General features: G+C 50.4%; 23 protein-coding genes and 1 pseudogene. 19 read left to right on the top strand and 5 right to left on the bottom strand.

The window, feature by feature from the left end; translation table 11 throughout:
- Positions 1 to 735, bottom strand: a complete 735-nt coding sequence (locus HO274_RS13120; protein WP_031595752.1) for an SDR family oxidoreductase — start codon at positions 733 to 735, stop codon at positions 1 to 3.
- A 124-nt stretch (positions 736 to 859) separates the two neighbouring features.
- Complete coding sequence (locus tag HO274_RS13125; protein ID WP_273120352.1) at positions 860 to 2041, bottom strand: BaiN/RdsA family NAD(P)/FAD-dependent oxidoreductase; 1182 nt, start codon at positions 2039 to 2041, stop codon at positions 860 to 862.
- A 196-nt stretch (positions 2042 to 2237) separates the two neighbouring features.
- On the opposite strand from HO274_RS13125, the gene HO274_RS13130 reads away from it, so the two are divergent.
- A complete protein-coding gene (locus tag HO274_RS13130) occupies positions 2238 to 3137 on the top strand; it encodes a D-hexose-6-phosphate mutarotase (protein WP_273120354.1) in 900 nt (299 codons plus the stop codon).
- Here the strand turns inward: HO274_RS13130 and nhaA are convergent.
- The 3 genes from nhaA to nifV all read right to left on the bottom strand — a co-directional run bounded on the left by nhaA (position 3122) and on the right by nifV (position 6731).
- Positions 3122 to 4297: a Na+/H+ antiporter NhaA gene (gene nhaA, locus HO274_RS13135; protein ID WP_273120356.1), complete on the bottom strand. Its 1176-nt coding sequence runs from the start codon at positions 4295 to 4297 to the stop codon at positions 3122 to 3124. The genes HO274_RS13130 and nhaA overlap by 16 nt on opposite strands.
- Before the next feature lie 183 nt (positions 4298 to 4480).
- Complete coding sequence (locus HO274_RS13140; protein ID WP_273120357.1) at positions 4481 to 5377, bottom strand: hypothetical protein; 897 nt, start codon at positions 5375 to 5377, stop codon at positions 4481 to 4483.
- A gap of 220 nt (positions 5378 to 5597) precedes the next feature.
- Positions 5598 to 6731: a homocitrate synthase gene (nifV, locus tag HO274_RS13145; RefSeq protein ID WP_273120359.1), complete on the bottom strand. Its 1134-nt coding sequence runs from the start codon at positions 6729 to 6731 to the stop codon at positions 5598 to 5600.
- 62 nt (positions 6732 to 6793) lie between these two features.
- Between nifV and HO274_RS13150 the strand changes: the two genes are divergently transcribed.
- The 18 genes and pseudogenes from HO274_RS13150 (at position 6794) to nifN (ending at position 18491) form a co-directional block, all read left to right on the top strand.
- Positions 6794 to 7081 (top strand): hypothetical protein, encoded by a 288-nt coding sequence (locus HO274_RS13150; protein ID WP_273120361.1) that lies wholly within the window; start codon positions 6794 to 6796, stop codon positions 7079 to 7081.
- Between the two features lie 29 nt (positions 7082 to 7110).
- Positions 7111 to 7329, top strand: a complete 219-nt coding sequence (locus HO274_RS13155) for a 4Fe-4S binding protein (protein ID WP_031595762.1) — start codon at positions 7111 to 7113, stop codon at positions 7327 to 7329.
- A gap of 8 nt (positions 7330 to 7337) precedes the next feature.
- Positions 7338 to 7577: a nitrogen fixation protein NifZ gene (locus HO274_RS13160; RefSeq protein ID WP_031595764.1), complete on the top strand. Its 240-nt coding sequence runs from the start codon at positions 7338 to 7340 to the stop codon at positions 7575 to 7577.
- On the top strand, positions 7489 to 7941 hold the full coding sequence (locus HO274_RS13665; protein WP_082783118.1) for a DUF3024 domain-containing protein: 453 nt from the start codon (positions 7489 to 7491) through the stop codon (positions 7939 to 7941). Before HO274_RS13160 ends, HO274_RS13665 begins: the two co-directional genes overlap by 89 nt.
- Positions 7938 to 9062: a cysteine desulfurase family protein gene (locus tag HO274_RS13165; RefSeq protein ID WP_273120365.1), complete on the top strand. Its 1125-nt coding sequence runs from the start codon at positions 7938 to 7940 to the stop codon at positions 9060 to 9062. The genes HO274_RS13665 and HO274_RS13165 overlap by 4 nt, the downstream gene beginning before the upstream one ends.
- On the top strand, positions 9059 to 9268 hold the full coding sequence (nifT, locus tag HO274_RS13170; RefSeq protein ID WP_273120367.1) for a putative nitrogen fixation protein NifT: 210 nt from the start codon (positions 9059 to 9061) through the stop codon (positions 9266 to 9268). The genes HO274_RS13165 and nifT overlap by 4 nt, the downstream gene beginning before the upstream one ends.
- 1 nt (position 9269) lies before the next feature.
- Positions 9270 to 9527 (top strand): hypothetical protein, encoded by a 258-nt coding sequence (locus HO274_RS13175; RefSeq protein WP_273120369.1) that lies wholly within the window; start codon positions 9270 to 9272, stop codon positions 9525 to 9527.
- Positions 9524 to 10660 (top strand): DegT/DnrJ/EryC1/StrS family aminotransferase, encoded by a 1137-nt coding sequence (locus HO274_RS13180; protein ID WP_062187600.1) that lies wholly within the window; start codon positions 9524 to 9526, stop codon positions 10658 to 10660. The genes HO274_RS13175 and HO274_RS13180 overlap by 4 nt, the downstream gene beginning before the upstream one ends.
- A 19-nt stretch (positions 10661 to 10679) precedes the next feature.
- A complete protein-coding gene (locus tag HO274_RS13185; protein ID WP_031595771.1) occupies positions 10680 to 10976 on the top strand; it encodes a 2Fe-2S iron-sulfur cluster-binding protein in 297 nt (98 codons plus the stop codon).
- A gap of 14 nt (positions 10977 to 10990) precedes the next feature.
- A complete protein-coding gene (locus HO274_RS13190) occupies positions 10991 to 11200 on the top strand; it encodes a hypothetical protein (protein WP_031595773.1) in 210 nt (69 codons plus the stop codon).
- Complete coding sequence (locus tag HO274_RS13195; RefSeq protein WP_273120373.1) at positions 11197 to 12021, top strand: SIR2 family NAD-dependent protein deacylase; 825 nt, start codon at positions 11197 to 11199, stop codon at positions 12019 to 12021. The genes HO274_RS13190 and HO274_RS13195 overlap by 4 nt, the downstream gene beginning before the upstream one ends.
- Positions 12022 to 12387: 366 nt before the next feature.
- Positions 12388 to 13287: a nitrogenase iron protein gene (gene nifH, locus HO274_RS13200; protein ID WP_031595775.1), complete on the top strand. Its 900-nt coding sequence runs from the start codon at positions 12388 to 12390 to the stop codon at positions 13285 to 13287.
- A 146-nt stretch (positions 13288 to 13433) separates the two neighbouring features.
- Positions 13434 to 14891 (top strand): nitrogenase molybdenum-iron protein alpha chain, encoded by a 1458-nt coding sequence (nifD, locus tag HO274_RS13205; protein ID WP_031595776.1) that lies wholly within the window; start codon positions 13434 to 13436, stop codon positions 14889 to 14891.
- 31 nt (positions 14892 to 14922) lie between these two features.
- Positions 14923 to 15018 (top strand): DUF3364 domain-containing protein, encoded by a 96-nt coding sequence (locus HO274_RS13210; protein ID WP_273120376.1) that lies wholly within the window; start codon positions 14923 to 14925, stop codon positions 15016 to 15018.
- 22 nt (positions 15019 to 15040) lie between these two features.
- Complete coding sequence (locus HO274_RS13215) at positions 15041 to 15520, top strand: nitrogenase component 1 (RefSeq protein WP_273120378.1); 480 nt, start codon at positions 15041 to 15043, stop codon at positions 15518 to 15520.
- Between the two features lie 98 nt (positions 15521 to 15618).
- Positions 15619 to 16466, top strand: a pseudogene (locus tag HO274_RS13220) (nitrogenase component 1).
- 79 nt (positions 16467 to 16545) lie between these two features.
- A complete protein-coding gene (locus tag HO274_RS13225; protein WP_062188566.1) occupies positions 16546 to 16893 on the top strand; it encodes a 2Fe-2S iron-sulfur cluster-binding protein in 348 nt (115 codons plus the stop codon).
- Between the two features lie 254 nt (positions 16894 to 17147).
- A complete protein-coding gene (nifN, locus tag HO274_RS13230) occupies positions 17148 to 18491 on the top strand; it encodes a nitrogenase iron-molybdenum cofactor biosynthesis protein NifN (RefSeq protein WP_062188567.1) in 1344 nt (447 codons plus the stop codon).
- Positions 18492 to 18495 lie beyond the last annotated feature (4 nt).

Here is an 18495-nt window from a genome sequence, read left to right on the forward strand (position 1 = left end):
TTAACCTTCGATATGGAGTGACAGACCGCCATCAACGGTCAGAAAGGAGCCGGTGGTAAAAGTGGCTTCGCACAATAAAAAACGAACGGCACGAGCCAATTCATCAAACTGGCCCAAGCGCTTCAGGGGCACTGCATGCAGGATTCTTTTTTGATTTTCTTCGGCAAACGCCTGGGATTTGTGCGGCCAGTCAAAGTGACCGGGGAGTACGGTGTTGACCCGAACCTGGGGCGCAAGTTCCACGGCCAGGGCTTGCATTGCGGCCATCAGGGCATTCTTGGCGATGTGGTAGGTCAGGTAACCGGACGCCGGGCGATGAAAGTGAATATCACCGATGGCGACAATAGCACCTTGCCGTTTTACCAAGGAGTCACGACATTGGCGAATCAGGCGTAGATGGCCATAAAGGTGGCTGCCCAGATCCCGTTCCAGGTGGTCTTCGTAGTTATCGAGGTCTGTCGGGGAAAAATCCGAGGCATTGGCCACGATGCCATCGATGTCCGTACAAAAGAAGGGAGGGGGAAAAGGATTGCACAGATCCTCCACCCAGAGTCGAGCACTGTGCGCACGCTGAGCATTCAAGGAATGGTAAAGAATGTCGGCATCAACCTGCGAGGAGGTACGGCAATGTATGATGACGCGGTACCCAGCGTCATGCAGTGATCGTACGATGGCGGCTCCGCCGCGACGTGCTGCCCCCGTGACGACATACTGATTGACACGTGGATTGTCCATGTTCTTAAATTGGGAATGTTGGCTGGATCGTTGCCGATGACAGGCAATTATGCTTGAAAAGGGAGGTCAAGTCCAAAATTTGCTGCTAATTCTCTTCGGTCAGTGCGGAAATCAGCCAAAAGATTCATACCGCCTGTCCGGCAGCATTTCCGCTGGCCCAAGCCCATTGAAAATTGAATCCACCCAGATGTCCCGTTACATCCACGGCTTCCCCGATAAAGTAAAGCCCCGGAACTGCTTTGGATTCCATGGTTCTGGACGATAAGCCCTCCGTGGCAACGCCCCCCAGGGTAACTTCGGCTTTGTTATAACCCAAGGTTCCCGAGGGTCGGATCCGCCAGTTTTCGAGGGCATCCGCGATTTTTCGTAGTTCCGGTGGGGTAAACTGGCAGAGTGGTTTTGACAGATTATGGGCGGCACACCATTGCTGCGCAAATCTGCGCGGCAAGACCTCTGCCAGGAAATTATCGATCCGAACTCGACTGGAACCATGGGCGCGGAGCCAGGTTTCAGCGTCCTTGTCTGGCAATAAGTCGATGGAGATGAAATCTCCGTTTTGCCAATAGGAAGAAATTTGCAGAACAGCCGGGCCAGAAATTCCTTGATGGGTAAATAACAGGGACTCGCGAAAACGTCCTTTGCGACAAGAGACTTCGACTTCCAGGGAAAGGCCGGACAAATCGCCAAACTGTCTCAGGGTTTCAGGTTCCAGGGCCAGCGGTACCAGGGCCGGACGGGGCGAGATCACCGTCAGGCCAAATTGTTCGGCGATTTGATAAGCCATCGGGGTCGAGCCAATGGCTGGGACGGCCAGTCCCCCAGTGGCCATGACCAGCGCCTGGGTCTGATAAAGGCCCTGGTTCGTCGCCACCTGAAATCCTTCTTCATTTCGGCCCACCGTTTGCACTTCGCAGGGCATGCGCCAATTTACCCGCCCCTGTCCACATTCACTCTGTAACAAGGCGATGATCTGCTGGGCGCTGCCATCACAAAATAATTGTCCCAGGGTTTTTTCGTGGTAGCGGATGCCGTAACGTTCCACCAGAGCAATGAAATGTTGGGGAGTAAAGCGCGTGAGGGCAGAACGGCAGAAGTGTGGATTCTGGGAAAGATAATTATCCGGTGCACAGTGAAGATTGGTGAAATTGCAGTGCCCGCCCCCGGAGATACGGATTTTCTCGGCCAACTTTCGACCGTGATCGATCAGTAACACCTTACGACCCCGTTGTCCCGCCTGAGCAGCACACATCATGCCCGCTGCGCCTGCACCGATGACGATCACATCCCAAGATTCTTTTTTGTCCATGGGGCTTATGATAAGCCATAGAGGTGGATCCACGCGCCACCGGTATGGAAAAAATGGATTCTTGCCCTCTAGGATACGGAGACCAGAACGGTTCGGTAGGTCTGGGAGAGGTTTTCCAAAATTCTGGTCTTCAGGATCCAATTGTGAGACGATGACCCTGAAACAGGATCGTCCGTCCATTTGTTGAGGAGGAAAGGTGGAAAGTATTGCCGAATTGAATCATCGCCATGGTATTCCGAATCAAGTGAGTTTTTGTCAAGACTCCAACGGTTTCATTCATGTGGATGTGAACAACCCATGGGCCTCTGCGCGCATTGCTCTTCAGGGTGCTCAACTGACGAGTTGGGTGCCGAAGGGCGAAGAACCGGTCATCTGGCTGTCAAAAGAAGCTTCCTTCTTGAAGGGAAAGTCGATCCGGGGGGGTGCTCCTGTATGCTGGCCATGGTTCGGACCGCACGAATCGCAAGGGGATTTCCCTGCCCACGGCTTTGCGCGCACTGCCCTGTGGGAAATATTGCGCGTGGAAACGCAGACAGACGGAACCACTCAACTCACCTTCCTCCTTCCGGAAACCGCATTTCCAAAAAATCAATGGCCTTATGCCACCACCCTGAAGAGCCAGATCACAATCGGTTCTCACATGGAAGTGGATCTTGTGACCCACAACTTGGGAAGCCAACCGATAATCATTGGACAAGCCCTCCATACCTACTTTCGGGTGGAAGATGTCCGTACCGTTCGCTTGCTTGGATTGGAAGAATGCATCTACCTTGACAAGGTGGAGGGTGGGGATCGCAAGGTTCAGAAAGGGTCGGTGAATTTTACGCAGGAAACCGACCGTATCTATCTGGGGGCCACACAGGATATTCTGATTGAGGATCCTCTGATGAAACGCCAAATCCGGATTACCAAGAACGGGAGCGCATCCACAGTGGTCTGGAATCCCTGGATTGAAAAGTCGGCAAAATTGGGCGATATGGGAGAGGAAGGCTATCTTCACATGGTCTGTGTGGAAAATGCCAACGCGGCTGAGGACGTGATCACCCTGGCTCCGGGGGCTGAACATCACCTGTGGGTTCGCTACTCCATACTCTGAATTTCAGAGTTGGACAGTTTCAACCAAAGAAAACCGAGTGTCCCTGCAGCAAGGGACGATAGAAGAATCGCCAATTTTGATGCATCGATGATTTCCGCCTTGCCGGAAAAGGCCAGATTGGCGATGAAGATGGACATCGTGAAGCCAATTCCCCCTAGGAGACCGGCTCCGAAAATGTGCCGCCACTTCAAGTCGAGGGGAAGTTGACAGACGTTTATTACGACAGCCAGGAAGCACGCCAGGGTAATACCCGCTGGTTTGCCGATCACCAGGCCTGCGATAATTCCCCAACTGTTCCTGCTCGCCAGGCTGTTTTGCCATGCGGGTCCGATGATAAACCCCGTATTGGCCAGGGCAAACAGGGGCAGGATCATAAAAGCCACCGGTTTGTGCAGAAAATTTTCAAGTCGGTGAGAAGGCGATTCTTCGTCCTCTGCCTTGGCTGAGAAGGGAAGGGCGAAGGCGAGCAGGACCCCGGAAATGGTGGCATGAACACCGGATTTGAACATAAAAAACCACATCAGAACTCCGCCCAATAAGTAGAGCGGCATCCACATGACCTTGAATACCCGGTTAAGAACGAGGAGTAGAATAAATACGCCCAGCGCACTGACCAAATGGATCAGGGAAAACTGCGCAGTATAAAACAGGGCAATCACGATTATCGCGCCAAGATCGTCGATCACGGCGAGTGCCGTCAGGAATATCTTCAGTGACGCTGGCACCCGACTGCCCAGCATGGCCAGCACACCCAGAGCAAAGGCGATGTCTGTCGCCATCGGTATGCCGGTTCCGGCTTGAGTCGGGGTTCCTGTGTTCAGCATGAAATGAATCAATGCCGGGACACTGATCCCGCCGAGTGCAGCAACTACCGGTAACAGCGCATTTTTTGGATTTGAAAGTTCACCGTTGTAAAGTTCGCGTTCTAACTCCAGACCCACAAACAGAAAAAAAATTGCCATCAACCCATCGTTCACCCAGTGTTCCATGGTCAGGCCAGCAATAGGGACATGCCAGAAACCCAGATAGTCATGCCCCAGGGATGAATTGGCAAGGGCAAGTGATACGAGGGTACAGAAAATCAGGAGAATACCGCTCGACTTTTCAGATTCAAAAAAATTATTGAATGTCCTGGAAAGCACTGTTTGAATGTCAGCCATGGTTTTTTGGGGTACGACAAAGTCGCGTGAGTGGGTCAGTATAGGTCATGGGCTCTTTTCATAAACATAAAATTGTGAAGGGGGGCACCACGCTTTTTTGGCTCATGCCGAAAGAGTTCGTTAAAAGGAAATAGGGTGGGCTTGTGGCAGTCAAGCCCACCGATCGTGCGTTTTCTTGCTGAATTAGAATGCCAGTCGGGCCGAAGTGACCCAGCCATTACCAAAGGTGCTGAATCCACTCATGTTGGTCGTTTGATACCCCACACCCAGAATAAGTCTGGTTCGGCCTTCGAGAGGAATTCGACCGAAGATGATACCGTAAGTGACGACCATCTGATCTTTCCCGGAGAGTAGACCCCCCTCCCATCGGGTTAAACTGGTTTCGATTTCTGGCCAGAAATAGTTGGAAAAATGCCCTTGAAACGAGGTATTCCAGACGGTGGGTTCGCCAAAAATATTCTGGTTTCCAGACGGAAAACTTTTACTATATGTACTTTGTACATTTACCCCCTGATCCCGAGTTCCCCAACCTTTTCCAACCGCCAGAGTCGGGGTGGTAACAGTATAGTTCTGGGTAAAAGCGGTGCTCCCCGTTGGAAGACTCACCCCCATGAAGCCCGTGACGATATAGTTGCCATGTTCTTCGTTGGCAGACAGGAATCGGTATTTCATGAGAAGCGATTCATCCGCCCATCCCGAGGTTGTGGTTTTGGGAGTTTGGTTGCTCATGTAGCCAGGTTGCCCGATGATGACTTCAACATGTTCGGAGGGAATCAATTCCAGTCCCTTTCCGCCCCCGTTGTTGGTCAGTGTGGTTCCCCCTGTCTTGTTCTGAATGATTTGATCGTAGCGATACTCTTCTTCCAGGCGCGGGGTCACCGTCACCAGTGGGGTCATCCAATGGGGCTGTTCCTCCTGAGTTTTATCGACGGTGGCAAACCAGCCATCCTTCGTGCTGGATTCAGGAGAATCGGAGGAAAGAGAATTTGGATCCGGATCGGCAAAGGCATTGAACGTCAGGGAAAACAGTCCTGCGCTGATCAATCGTGATGAGGTTGATTTGCTTATGAGTGAAGTCATGGTGATTTAACCTTGTTGAGTTTGTGTGCGAAGAGATTATCGTTATGTAGTTAACTATATAACGATGGTTAAAACTACAACAGTAACCTAAGCAATTCCTGTGCCAAAATTATCCAGTTGATAATTAATGGTTAATTATGATCACCAGAATAAATGTAGCAAACACGACAAACCTGATCAAACAAAATTCTTAAAACGACCTCTCTGAGTCAGGGGGCCCTCAGTGAGGAGGGGGCAATATCGATAGAGTTTCCGCGTAGAAGCGTTTCAGGTCTCCGGCATTGGGAGTTTGCTTTTTGGCAATCGCGTGATTCCGAATACGACCAAGGATTGATTTGACCTCGGCATCATTCAGCAGAATACCGAGTTTGGCGTAGGCGTTCAGAACGGATTTTGAGCCTGAATGCTTTCCCAGGACGAGGCAGTGTTCACGACCTACTTCAGCGGGGTCAAAATTTTGATAATTAGTTACATTTTTGAGTAGGCCGTCAATGTGAATCCCTGATTCATGGGTAAAAACGGAACTGCCGACAATACATTTATTGGCAGGGATCGGACGGCCAGAGGCGCATGCGACCAGTTCTGATATTTCCGGAAAGCAACGCGCGTTGATACCCGTTTCAATGCCATAAAGGTGTCTCAAGCCCATGACGACTTCCTCAAGGGGTGCATTACCCGCCCTTTCCCCCAGACCGTTGACCGTGGTGTTGACGTGGGTCGCACCGGCAGTGACGGCGGCAAGGGTATTAGCCGTAGCCAAACCAAGATCATCATGGGCATGAATTTCGATTTCCAGGTCCGAATTTCTTTTCAACTGCTGGATTCGATCAAAGGTCGTGAAGGGATCCAGTAGTCCCATGGTATCTGCAAACCGAAATCTTCTGGCTCCCGCAATTTGCGCCGTTTCCATGACCTGCATCAGAAAGTTCAAATCGGCGCGGGAAGAATCCTCCCCACCAACACTGACCTCAATGCCCAGATCCCGGGCTTCGCTGACCTGACGGCTAATGGTATTCAATACCCACTTTCGATCCCGGGCGATTTTATTGAAAATCTGAAGGTCGGAAACTGGAATAGACAGATTGACGATGTCAGCCCCACATTTTGCCATGGCAAGCAGGTCTTCATGCAACATTCTGCCCCACACCATCAAACGGGCAGAAAGTCCCATTTTTGTGATCGCCTGGATGATTTCCTGTTCTTCCGGGCCAAGGATTGGAATACCTACCTCCATCTCGGGAACCCCGGATTCTGACAGCGCGCAGGCAATGGCAATTTTTTCTTCCGCATTGAAAGCCACTCCAGCGGTTTGTTCGCCGTCGCGTAACGTTACATCGTTAATGATTACAGTCATGTCAACCCCCGGATATTCAGGCATTACCTAACCCTGAGCAATAGTTGTGCCAATAGGGAGAAGTGATTGGAAATTTCGACAAAGATCCATTGAAAGACGAATTCAGAACCTTGAAGAGCAGGACGGATGACTGGAAAAAGGGGGGGAAACAAAAAAATAGAGCGATTCAGGTAACAAACATTGAACCACTGGAGGCATTGAACCACTGGAGGGTTGTCGCGTTTGCGACAGATGAGACAGGGATGTATGGATATAAACAAATTAAAATTGGTTGTATTGTAAGGATATTTTATGTTTTTTTGGTAAGTTTTGAATTGGCATGCTTGTTGCTCATGATTTGGGTCGTGTGAGTGGAATCAACTTCGAGAGGAATACCAAAATGGCGTACAAGATCATTTCATCCCAATGTACCGCGTGTTCGGCCTGCGAACCGGAATGCCCGAATGTAGCGATTTATGAGAAGGATGGAACCTTTGTGATCAATCCGAAAAAATGTACGGAATGCATCGGTTATTTTGATGATGCGCAGTGTGTGGCTGTCTGTCCTGTGGAAAACACTTGCGTCATCGATAACAACTACCCCCGTTATCAGGCCTAGGTGAAATCATGATAGGTGAAAGAATTCCAAAGTATCAGTGGGGACAGCCGGTCACAGCCATAACGGATCTTTTGAACGATGGAACCTTTCCTGGAAAGGAGCCGGGCGATCTACTCGTGAAGACTGGGTGTAGCGGCGAGATCGTTCAAGTGGGTAGTCATGAAGAGACCAATACCCCGGTTTATCTGGTGGAGTTCGCTGAAGGATTGGTGGTGGGTTGCCTGGAAGAGGAGTTGGTATCCCTCTGAAGATCGGCGGCACCTGGACGATGGGGAGGGTTCTTTGGAAAGGTATCCACATCCCAATGAAGTTGATTTCAAAAGAATTCAAAAAAAATTATCCGAAAGGTGCAGGTATCGCTATGTTTCCCCGGAAGTGCATTCCATTCCCGGGGGATACGAAGTCAGGAGTCCTTGTTGTTCCCGGAATATTGATAAGACAGGTGGGACTATCGACATTGCCAGGATTGAATTCAACAGGGAGAGTGGAACATGGCAACTTTATCGAAAGGATCACAGCCATGGAACTTGGTGTCTTGAGTCCGAATTTGAAACGTTACCGCTGCTTCTGACCGTACTTAATCAGGATAAACATAGAAAATTTTGGCCATGACTTACTTCGATTACAACGCAACGACACCGCTTGCCAAGGAATGCCTGGAGGCTGTGATTGTGGCTATGAGCGAATTTGGAAATCCTTCCAGCACCCATGGTGTTGGCCAATTAGCCAAACAGAGATTAATCAGGGCCAGGGGAGAGGTGGCGGAATTTTTAGGGGCTGCCCCTCAGGAAATCATATTTACCAGTGGGGGTACTGAGAGTAACCACATGGCGATTCTGGGGGCTTGCGCGGCTCTGCCTGGCAGGAAGCAAATTGTCACCAGTAGGGTAGAACATCCTTCGACGCTGCTACTGCTGGCAGATCTGGAAAAAAAGGGCTATCGGGTGACGAAGTTGGGTGTAGACAGCGATGGGAATCTCGACTTGTCCGATCTCGAAAGTGCCGTGACCGAAGAGACTGCTCTGGTTTCTCTGATGTGGGCCAATAATGAAACTGGAGTGATTTTTCCGGTGAATTCTGCTGCAGAGATCGCTCATAAAAGCGGAGCATTGTTTCACACCGATGCCGTGCAAATTTGTGGCAAGGCTGAAGTGAACATGAAGTCAACGGCGGCTGATTTTCTTTCATTGTCAGGCCATAAGATGCATGCTCCCAAGGGAATCGGCGTCCTATTTGTGAGGAAGAAGCAGTGGTTACCCCCCATTTTTTTCGGTCATCAGGAAAGAAAAATGCGTGGGGGGACTGAAAATCTTCCGGGTATCGCTGCGCTGGGGGTGGTGTGCGGAATCCTGGCACAAAACTCCCACTGGAAAGAAATCGCCTGGTTGAGAGACTATCTGGAATCTCAGGTTCTGCAAATGGTTCCGTTTGCACGAGTCAACGGAAAGAATGCCCTGCGGGTCAACAATACCAGCAACATTTGCTTTCATGGTCTCTCCAGCGAAGTGATCGTGGATAAGCTTGATCAACTAGGGATTCATGTTTCAACCGGCGCTGCCTGTACTGCAGGAGGAAATCACCCCTCTCATGTATTGCTGGCGATGGGATTGGGGCTGGGCGCGGAAAGTTCAGTACGGTTCTCTCTTGGTCGTGACACCTCAAAAGAGGAGGTGGATCATTTGTTGGGCGTATTGCCGGACATTATCGACAACATGAGGGGAAAGATTCAATGAAAGTCATGATCAGAAAAAATGCAACGGGGGGGCACTCGATCTATGTTCCCAAGAAGGATCTGGAAGAACCCATCCTTACCATGGAAAAGCCTGGACTTTGGGGAGGGAAGGTTACCCTTGGGAATGGCTGGGTATTGGAACTACCGGAAATGGAGGCAGACACCAAGTTACCCATAACCGTTGAGGCCAGAAAAAGCGAGGGATGAAATGGATATCGATATTGAAATGATCGAGCAGTTTCTCGAAGAGTGTGAAGATAGAAGAAGTCTGTCGGCAATGTTCAAAGAGAGATTTCCCGGAGTTTCACTGACTCGTTGCGAGCCCTCTGATATAGCAGGTGATACGCCCTTCAGAAGCTGTCAGGAGTTTGATATCCATCTGGTGGATGGTCGGGATCACTGTTGGAAGATTACCCAGGAACTGCTTGAGGCCACGGGGGTGATTGTGGTGGAAAAAAAGCGATGATCACGCTTTCGGATCCCGACATCAGCCAACTTGAAATAGAAAGTGTCTCAGAGGTTCTGAGGTCACCTAGAATCAGTCACGGAAGTAAGGTCGAGGAATTTGAAACGGCGTTTGCTGCTTTTCTTGGCCGCAAACATGCCATTGCCGTTCATAGTGGAATCCTGGGCCTCGTGATTTCCCTGCAGGCAAAGGGAATCGGTGTTGGGGATGAGGTGATTGCTTCTCCCTATGCGTGGCATCAGATCAGCCATGCAGTCTCTCATTGTGGGGCAACTCCGGTATTTTCGGAGATCGATTACTGGGCAGGAACCCTGGATCCTGTCAAGGCTGCAACTAAAATTACCTCGAGCACACGGGCATTGCTGGTGGGAAATACCAACGGTCATCCGGCACCCTGGGATGAATTCATGGAACTTTCCAGAGCACGGGGTCTTTTATTGATCGAGGATTCCACCGAAGCCATTGCCTCAGTTTACAAGGGCAAGCCGGTGGGTTCATTTGGAGATCTGGCGATTTTCGACTTTTCGCAACCAGGTCCTCTGGTTTGTGGAGAGGGAGGAATGATCGTGACAGACGATTCCCAACTTTATTCCGCCATCAGGCAAATCAGAAATCGTCGTCAGGATGAACGGTTTTCTGTCATTGCTGGGGTACGGTTACCCTGGGGATGCGTGATGAGCGATATGACGGCTGCTCTGGGATTGGTCCAGTTACAGCGGATTGATCGAATCCTGGAACGAAGAAAGGAAGTTGAAGATTTTTACTACGATCATGTGCGTTCCTTTGAAGGAATCAAAGACCCTTACATCGCCCAGGATGTCGATGAGGTTCATTGGTTTCTCTACCTGATTCATCTGGGTACCCGATTTTCGAAAAGTAGTCGTGACGCCATCATCCATGATCTACATACCGAAGGGGTTGAAGCGGCGGCTTATTGCCAGCCAGCCCATCTCCAGCCCTATTACCAGAAGGCAGGTTACCGAAAGGGAAATTTTCTGGTTACGGAAAAGGTGGCAGATAGAGTCATTGTCTTGCCCTTTCATGGGCATTTAACGGAAGACCAAGTGGGTTTCATCGTCAAGATCACCAAAGATGCTTCATTGAATGTAGGAGCCGGTTCGGCTATTTATTGATAGATAAAGGAGAAATGAAATGCCTGTTGTAACCATGATGCCCTCGGGGAAAAAAATTGAAGCAGCGGAAGGAGTCAGTATTCTTCACGCCATTCTTGATTCTGGCGAAAGTATTCCTCACAAGTGTGAAGGCAAGGCTGAGTGCGGTTCCTGTCATATATTCGTGACAGAAGGGAAAAAAAGTCTTTCCAAAATTCAGCGAGTCGAAAACGAAAAACTCGATACCCTTGTTGGGATTGGTTCCAAATCGAGGCTCGCTTGTCAGGCATTATTGGGCGGTGAAAATATCACCATTGAAATTCTCAGTTTCATGTAGGAGTACGACACACCATGGAAAATATCATGATTCATGTACGCTTCAACAATGACGCGACTGTCAGTGAAATTGGTGAGCGCCCATCTGCGCTGACGGCCCAGAACTGGTTCAATCATTTGAGTCGTAATACTCAAAATTGCTATGAATCTCTTTCAGGCGGCCGGGGTGTTTTCAGGCTTTCTACCGAACAACTCAACGTACTCAAACAGGAAATCTCGGTATGAACGAGATCGGCTTGATCAGGGATGGCCTGGAAACAGGCCGGTTTATTCCCTATCTGGGCCCAGGGGTATTGGATCTCGTGCCGAATTGCCCGGTGCCCAATTCCCCGAATTCTCTGGTGGAAAAACTGGTTTCAAAAGCTTCTGTTCCGCATAAGGTTCGTAAGAACCTGACGGCTGCAGCTCAGTTCATCGAAAACTTCAAGCATCGGAAAAGTTTGGCCGGAATCATGACCGAGGCTTTCATGCCGCAAGTGGAGCCAAGCCCCCTTCATTATTATCTTGCGCGCCTTCCTTTGGGGCCCGCCTTGATCGTCGATGTCTGGTATGACAATGCCATGCAGAGAGCAATGTCACCCGGCGGTGATTGGGGGCAGGTGCACGGAGTCAGTCAGTCTGAACATTTTGGCACCTGGGTTCACTACTATCAGTCGGGGGGGGATCTTGTTGAAGCAAGTCAGGCTGATAACTGGAGCAAATTGATCTATAAGCCCCTGGGTTCAATTTCTCCAGGGAATAACTTTCTCGTGTCGGATACGGATTTTGTCGAAGTCATGACAGAAATCGATATTCAGACCCCCATTCCAGATGCGGTCAAACGCATTCGTGCGGGTAAGAACTTTGTCTTCATGGGGTGTCGATTCAGCAATCAACTGGAGCGAACTTTTGCTCGCCAGATCATGAAACGGTCCGCCCTCAAGCACTGGGCTGTTTTGCCAGGAGAGTTGACAAGAAACGAGGATAGATTCCTGAGGGAGCAGGGGATCGAGCGACTCGATATTTCCTTGGGTGACTTTGTACAGGAATTGGTCGTTCGGGCTTGAAAACTCTCCCTGTATTTTTCCACGGTTGAAAAAGATTTCCCGGCCGGATCTTTCGAAGGAATTGAAACACCCTGTTGGAATTATTGGAATGTTTTGCATGATTCATGACAGGGGTGTTGGATACCGAACAACTGATCAGTCCCTGATATTTTTTCGATTTTGTAAAATAATTAAATATAAACAATATGTTGTGATGATTTATCGGAAATGGCACGGACATTGCTTAGTTTGTACACAAACCGGAAAATATATTTCGGTTTGTGGGTGATAAAAAAAGTTTTTCAAGTTGTTGAGTTACAAAACCCGATGAACCAAGATTAATTTAGGGACTGCTATTCAATTTAACTGTATTCCAAGGAGAAAGAGATGGCTAATTTGAGACAGATTGCATTTTATGGGAAGGGTGGGATCGGGAAGTCGACGACTTCACAGAACACCCTGGCGGCGCTGGCGGATTTGGGTCAGAAGATTCTGATTGTGGGTTGTGATCCGAAGGCGGATTCGACGCGTCTGATTCTGCATGCGAAGGCACAGGACACGATTTTGAGTCTGGCGGCGGATGCGGGAAGCGTGGAGGATCTGGAGCTGGAAGATGTGATGAAGGTGGGTTTCAAGGGGATTCGCTGTGTGGAATCCGGTGGACCTGAGCCCGGTGTGGGATGTGCGGGACGGGGCGTGATCACCTCGATCAACTTCCTGGAAGAGGAAGGGGCCTACGACAACATGGATTACGTTTCCTATGACGTATTGGGGGATGTGGTGTGTGGTGGATTTGCGATGCCGATTCGGGAGAACAAGGCACAGGAGATTTACATCGTCATGTCGGGAGAGATGATGGCGATGTATGCGGCGAACAATATTTCGAAGGGGATTTTGAAGTATGCCAATTCCGGTGGCGTACGCTTGGGGGGGTTGGTGTGCAATGAGCGCCAGACGGACAAGGAACTGGAGTTGGCGGAATCGCTGGCGGTGAAGTTGAACACGAAGTTGATTCATTTCGTACCCCGCGACAACATTGTGCAGCATGCGGAACTGCGGCGGATGACGGTGCTGGAATATGCACCGGATTCGAAGCAGGCGGATGAGTACCGGAGCCTGGCGACGAAGATTCATGCGAACGCGGGGAATGGGACGATTCCGACGCCGATCACGATGGACGAGTTGGAAGACTTGTTGATGGAGCACGGGATCATGAAGCGTGTGGATGAATCGGTGGTGGGCAAGACGGCGGCAGAACTGGCGGCAGAACTGGCGGCGGCCCAGTAATTGGGGGGAACCCCGTCCGAGGTGAAGAGCCATGGGCGGGGGGTCCGGGAAAGTTGCGCCGATGGTCCTGGAAAGGAGGGGGCTATGGGTGGAGATTTTCCGGGTCTTGTAAACCCTTTATTCATTTTTTTTTATAGGAGGGCGAAATGAGCCTGACAGTAGAGCAAGTGAAAGTAAGAAACCAGGCGCTGATCGAGGAAGTTCTGGAGGTTTATCCCGAGAAGACAGCGAAGCGTCGAGCCAAACATCTGAATGTGTACGAAGAAGGGAAGACGGACTGCAATGTGAAGTCGAACATCAAGTCGATTCCTGGAGTGATGACGATCCGTGGATGTGCGTACGCAGGATCGAAGGGGGTGGTGTGGGGGCCGATCAAGGACATGGTGCACATCAGTCACGGACCGGTGGGCTGTGGACAGTATTCGTGGGCGGCCCGCAGGAACTACTACATCGGCACGACGGGGGTGGATACCTTTGTGACGATGCAGTTTACCTCGGACTTTCAGGAGAAGGACATTGTTTTTGGTGGGGACAAGAAACTCGAGAAGATCATGGACGAGATCGAGGATCTGTTTCCGTTGAACAAGGGGATCACGGTACAGTCGGAATGTCCGATCGGACTGATTGGGGATGATATCGAGGCGGTATCGAAGAAGAAGTCGAAGGAGTTTGGTGGGAAGACGATTGTGCCGGTGCGATGCGAAGGGTTTCGTGGAGTATCGCAATCGCTGGGGCACCATATTGCGAATGACACGGTGCGGGACTGGATATTTGACAAGTCGGAAGGGAAGCATCCGGAGTTTGTGAGTACACCCTATGATGTTTCGATCATTGGGGACTACAACATTGGTGGGGATGCCTGGGCCTCGCGGATTTTGCTGGAAGAGATGGGATTGCGGGTGATTGCGCAATGGTCTGGGGACGGGAGTATAGCGGAGTTGGAGAACACGCCGAAGGCGAAACTGAATGTGCTGCATTGTTATCGTTCGATGAACTATATCTCGCGACACATGGAAGAGAAGTACGGGATTCCCTGGGTGGAGTACAACTTTTTTGGACCTTCGAAGATCGAGGCATCGTTGCGTGAAATTGCAAGCCACTTTGATGACAAGATCAAGGAAGGGGCGGAACGAGTGATTGCGAAGTACAAGCCGTTGATGCAGGCGGTGATTGACAAGTACAAGCCCCGTCTGGCGGGGAAGACGGTGATGTTGTTTGTGGGAGGGTTGCGTCCGCGTCATGTGATTGGTGCATACGAGGATCTCGGGATGGAAGTGGTGGGGACGGGCTATGAGTTTGGTCATAACGACGACTACCAGCGCACGACCCACTATGTGAAGGACGGGACGTTGATTTATGACGATGTGACGGGTTATGAGTTCGAGAAGTTTGTAGAGAAGGTCCAGCCGGATCTGGTGGGGTCTGGGATCAAGGAGAAGTATGTATTCCAGAAGATGGGAGTGCCGTTCCGGCAGATGCACTCCTGGGATTATTCGGGTCCGTACCACGGGTATGACGGATTTGCCATATTTGCGCGGGATATGGATATGGCGATCAACAATCCGATCTGGGGATTGACCAAGACGCCCTGGGCGAATAGTTGAAGCCGATTAATATTGTGATAGGAGAGACATCATGACGCAGAACTCGAGTAGCGTACTGGATCATTTCAATTTATTTCGAGAGCCGGAATATCTGGAGATGTTCGAGAACAAGAAGAAGAATTTTTGAGAATTCACACCCGAAGGAGCGAGTGGAGGAGATTCGGGAGTGGACCAAGACCTGGGAATACCGGGAGAAGAATTTTTGGACGGGAAGCATTGACGGTGAATCCGGCGAAGGCATGCCAACCGTTGGGGGGCGGTGTTTGTGGCGGTGGGGGTTTGAAGGGACGATGCCGTTTGTGCATGGATCCCAGGGATGCGTGGCGTATTACCGAAGCCACCTGAGCCGGCACTTCAAGGAGCCGTCATCCTGCGTTTCGTCGTCGATGACGGAAGATGCGGCGGTATTTGGGGGTCTGAACAACATGATCGATGGGTTGTCCAATACCTACAGCATGTACAAGCCAAAGATGATTGCGGTATCCACGACCTGCATGGCGGAAGTGATTGGGGATGACCTGAACGGGTTTATCACCAATGCGCGCAACAAGGGGAGTGTGCCTGAAGATTTTCCGGTGCCCTATGCACATACGCCGGCCTTTGTGGGAAGCCACATTACGGGGGTATGACAACGCGTTGAAGGGGATTCTGTCGAATTTTTTGGGAAGGGAAGACACGGGTAGCGAAGGACAAGATCAACCTGATTGGGGGATTTGACGGTTACACCGTGGGGAATACGCGGGAAGTGAAACGGATGCTGGATCTGATGGGGGTGGACTACACGATCCTGGCGGACAACAGTGAGGTATTTGATACGCCTGCGGATGGTGAATTCCGGATGTACGACGGCGGCACGACGCTGGAGGATACGGCGGCGGCGTTGAATGCGAAGGCGACGATTTCGATGCAACAGTATTGCACCGAGAAGACGTTGTCGTATGCAGCGACCCATGGTCAGGAAGTGGTGTCCTTCAACCATCCGGTTGGGGTGGCTGGGACGGACAAGTTTCTGATGGAAATATCGCGGATCACGGGTAAGGCGATTCCGGCATTGCTGACGAAGGAAAGAGGACGTCTGGTGGATGCGATTGCGGATTCAAGCGCGCATATTCACGGGAAGAAGTTTGCGATCTATGGGGATCCTGACCTGTGTCTGGGGCTGGCAGCCTTTTTGATGGAACTGGGGCGGAGCCGGTGCATGTATTGTCCACCAATGGGGGGAATGACTGGCTCGGGAAGATGGAAGCCTTGCTGGCTTCTTCCCCCTTCGGAGCGGGGTGTCATGCCTATGCCGGGAAGGACCTGTGGCACATGCGTTCACTGCTGTTTACGGAACCGGTGGACTTTTTGATTGGGAATACCTACGGGAAGTATCTGGAACGGGATACGGGGACTCCACTGATCCGGATTGGATTTCCGGTTTTTGATCGGCATCACCATCACCGTTATCCGGTGTGGGGTTATCAGGGCGGGATGAATGTATTGGTGACGGTACTCGACAAGATATTTGACGAGATGGACAAGAATACCAATATTCCTGCCAAGAGCGACTATAGTTTCGACATCATCCGCTGAGGCGAAGTTTGGGTTGGAGAGCACAGGTCCGCTCTCCAGCCTTATTAAAAGGTTCCATACTCCAGAGGAGAGGAAGTCCATGGCCAATGTAACATTCAGTTCACCCGAACTTAAAAAAGACATCACGGTTTATGCCACGGCAGGAGACTGTCACACTTTGTTGGCAGTTGCCAAGGCAAACAAGATCCCTGTGGAATTCGAGTGCGAAAATGGGGAGTGCGGTTCCTGTGCGGTAGAAGTCATCGTCCTTACCAATAAGCAACCCATGGGTATGCATTTGACGGAGAAAGAAAAGACGGTGCTTAAATTGGCAGGAAAAATCACCAAGGCACAGATTGAAGAAGCCGAACTCAAGGATATTCCGCCACCCTGGCGTCTGGCTTGTCAGTATATCGTCAGAGATGAGGAGATTGTGGTCAAGTTCTGACTTGCAAAATTTTTTGATCATCACGCCCATGGATTCGAGAGTTCATGGGCGTTTTGTTGTCGGCTGAATTTCCGTGCTTTAGACAATATTTGTTTGCGTTCTGGGTATGGAATGGCTTGTGGGGTTATGTCGTCTTTGTGTGCTTTCGTACAAAAAATAATACTCTATAAATCAACGTGTTAATGATGGCATGGTAATTGCTTGAAATTGTTTATGAACTTAAGCGCCTGTCCCACAGGGAAGGAACCATGACCATGGCAAACGTAGTGACATCCCATAAGGCCTGTACGGTCAATCCGCTAAAAATGAGCCAACCTATTGGTGCTGCGTTGGCGTTTCTTGGACTGGATGCCTGTATGCCAGCACTCCACGGATCCCAGGGGTGTACGGCTTTTGGCATGGTTCTATTCGTGCGCCACTTTCGAGAGAATATTCCGCTTCAGACCACCGCCATGAATGAAGCCACCACCATTCTGGGGGGAATGGACAACGTTGAACAGGCCATCCTGAACATCTGGACCAGAGCCAAGCCACGCATTATCGGGATTGCTTCCACTGGATTAACAGAAACAAAAGGTGACGACGTCGACGGTTATCTCCGGCTTATTCGCAAAAAACATCCGGAACTGAATGAATTGGCTATTGTATATGTTTCGACACCAGATTATCAGGGTGCATTTCAGGATGGATGGGCCAAAGCGGTGGTTCGAATCGTACGGGAATTGGTGGAGCCTGCAGCCAAAAAAATCAGAAGCCAGGTCAATGTGCTGGCAGGTAGTCATCTGTCACCCGGCGATATCGAGGATATTCGTCAGGTTATTCAGGATTTTGGTCTTGACCCCATCATATTGCCAGACATCTCAGGCTCTCTGGATGGTCATGTACCCGTAGATTTCAAACCGACGACCACCGGTGGAACGACGCTGGATGAAATTCGCTGTATGGGTTCATCTGAAGTGACGTTGGTTATTGGTGAACACATGCTTCCGGCAGCAGTGGAACTGAGCATGAAAGCCGAAGTTCCCTATGTCATTTTTGATCGCTTGCTGGGCTTGGGAGCTAATGACGAATTTATGGCATTTCTTTCCAAAACAAGTGGTAAGCCGGTTCCTGGAAAATACCGACGGCAGCGAAGTCAGTTGGTGGATGCCATGCTCGATGGCCATTTCTTTTTTGGGGCGAAAAAAATAGCAATTGGTGCAGAACCTGATTTGCTCTGGGGGCTTTCCTCGCTGTTGGTGGAAATGGGTTGCAAAATTCATGCGGCTGTAACCACCACATCTTCCGAAATGCTGGAACGTATCTCGGCCACCGAAGTATTGATTGGAGATCTGGAGGATCTGGAATCCAGGGCTCAGGGTTGTGATCTATTGCTTACCCATTCCCATGGTAGACAGATGGCCGAGCGGCTGGATATTCCGTTTCTCCGTGTGGGCATGCCGATTTTTGACAGATTGGGTGCGGCGCACCGAATTTCAGTGGGGTACAAAGGTTCCCGTGATCTGATATTTGAAATAGGAAATATATTCATGAGCAGTCACCGTGAAGCCGGACCAGATACATGGAGAGACACAGGTGCGCAGGCTTCGGGTCATTAAATCA

It is taken from the genome of Ferrovum myxofaciens (assembly GCF_013181415.1).
In the GTDB taxonomy this organism is placed as follows: Bacteria; Pseudomonadota; Gammaproteobacteria; order Burkholderiales; family Ferrovaceae; genus Ferrovum; species Ferrovum myxofaciens.

Coding starts and splice junctions, on each gene's coding strand:
- nifT (WP_273120367.1), top strand. CDS start 9,059: ATGAAAGTCATGATCAGAAAAAATGCAACGGGGGGGCACTCGATCTAT.
- nifV (WP_273120359.1), bottom strand. CDS start 6,731: ATGACTGTAATCATTAACGATGTAACGTTACGCGACGGCGAACAAACC.
- HO274_RS13195 (WP_273120373.1), top strand. CDS start 11,197: ATGAACGAGATCGGCTTGATCAGGGATGGCCTGGAAACAGGCCGGTTT.
- HO274_RS13225 (WP_062188566.1), top strand. CDS start 16,546: ATGGCCAATGTAACATTCAGTTCACCCGAACTTAAAAAAGACATCACG.
- HO274_RS13140 (WP_273120357.1), bottom strand. CDS start 5,377: ATGACTTCACTCATAAGCAAATCAACCTCATCACGATTGATCAGCGCA.
- HO274_RS13160 (WP_031595764.1), top strand. CDS start 7,338: ATGATAGGTGAAAGAATTCCAAAGTATCAGTGGGGACAGCCGGTCACA.
- HO274_RS13175 (WP_273120369.1), top strand. CDS start 9,270: ATGGATATCGATATTGAAATGATCGAGCAGTTTCTCGAAGAGTGTGAA.
- HO274_RS13120 (WP_031595752.1), bottom strand. CDS start 735: ATGGACAATCCACGTGTCAATCAGTATGTCGTCACGGGGGCAGCACGT.
- HO274_RS13185 (WP_031595771.1), top strand. CDS start 10,680: ATGCCTGTTGTAACCATGATGCCCTCGGGGAAAAAAATTGAAGCAGCG.
- HO274_RS13125 (WP_273120352.1), bottom strand. CDS start 2,041: ATGGACAAAAAAGAATCTTGGGATGTGATCGTCATCGGTGCAGGCGCA.
- HO274_RS13210 (WP_273120376.1), top strand. CDS start 14,923: ATGACGCAGAACTCGAGTAGCGTACTGGATCATTTCAATTTATTTCGA.
- HO274_RS13665 (WP_082783118.1), top strand. CDS start 7,489: ATGAAGAGACCAATACCCCGGTTTATCTGGTGGAGTTCGCTGAAGGAT.
- nhaA (WP_273120356.1), bottom strand. CDS start 4,297: ATGGCTGACATTCAAACAGTGCTTTCCAGGACATTCAATAATTTTTTT.
- HO274_RS13190 (WP_031595773.1), top strand. CDS start 10,991: ATGGAAAATATCATGATTCATGTACGCTTCAACAATGACGCGACTGTC.
- nifH (WP_031595775.1), top strand. CDS start 12,388: ATGGCTAATTTGAGACAGATTGCATTTTATGGGAAGGGTGGGATCGGG.
- HO274_RS13155 (WP_031595762.1), top strand. CDS start 7,111: ATGGCGTACAAGATCATTTCATCCCAATGTACCGCGTGTTCGGCCTGC.
- nifD (WP_031595776.1), top strand. CDS start 13,434: ATGAGCCTGACAGTAGAGCAAGTGAAAGTAAGAAACCAGGCGCTGATC.
- HO274_RS13165 (WP_273120365.1), top strand. CDS start 7,938: ATGACTTACTTCGATTACAACGCAACGACACCGCTTGCCAAGGAATGC.
- HO274_RS13180 (WP_062187600.1), top strand. CDS start 9,524: ATGATCACGCTTTCGGATCCCGACATCAGCCAACTTGAAATAGAAAGT.
- nifN (WP_062188567.1), top strand. CDS start 17,148: ATGGCAAACGTAGTGACATCCCATAAGGCCTGTACGGTCAATCCGCTA.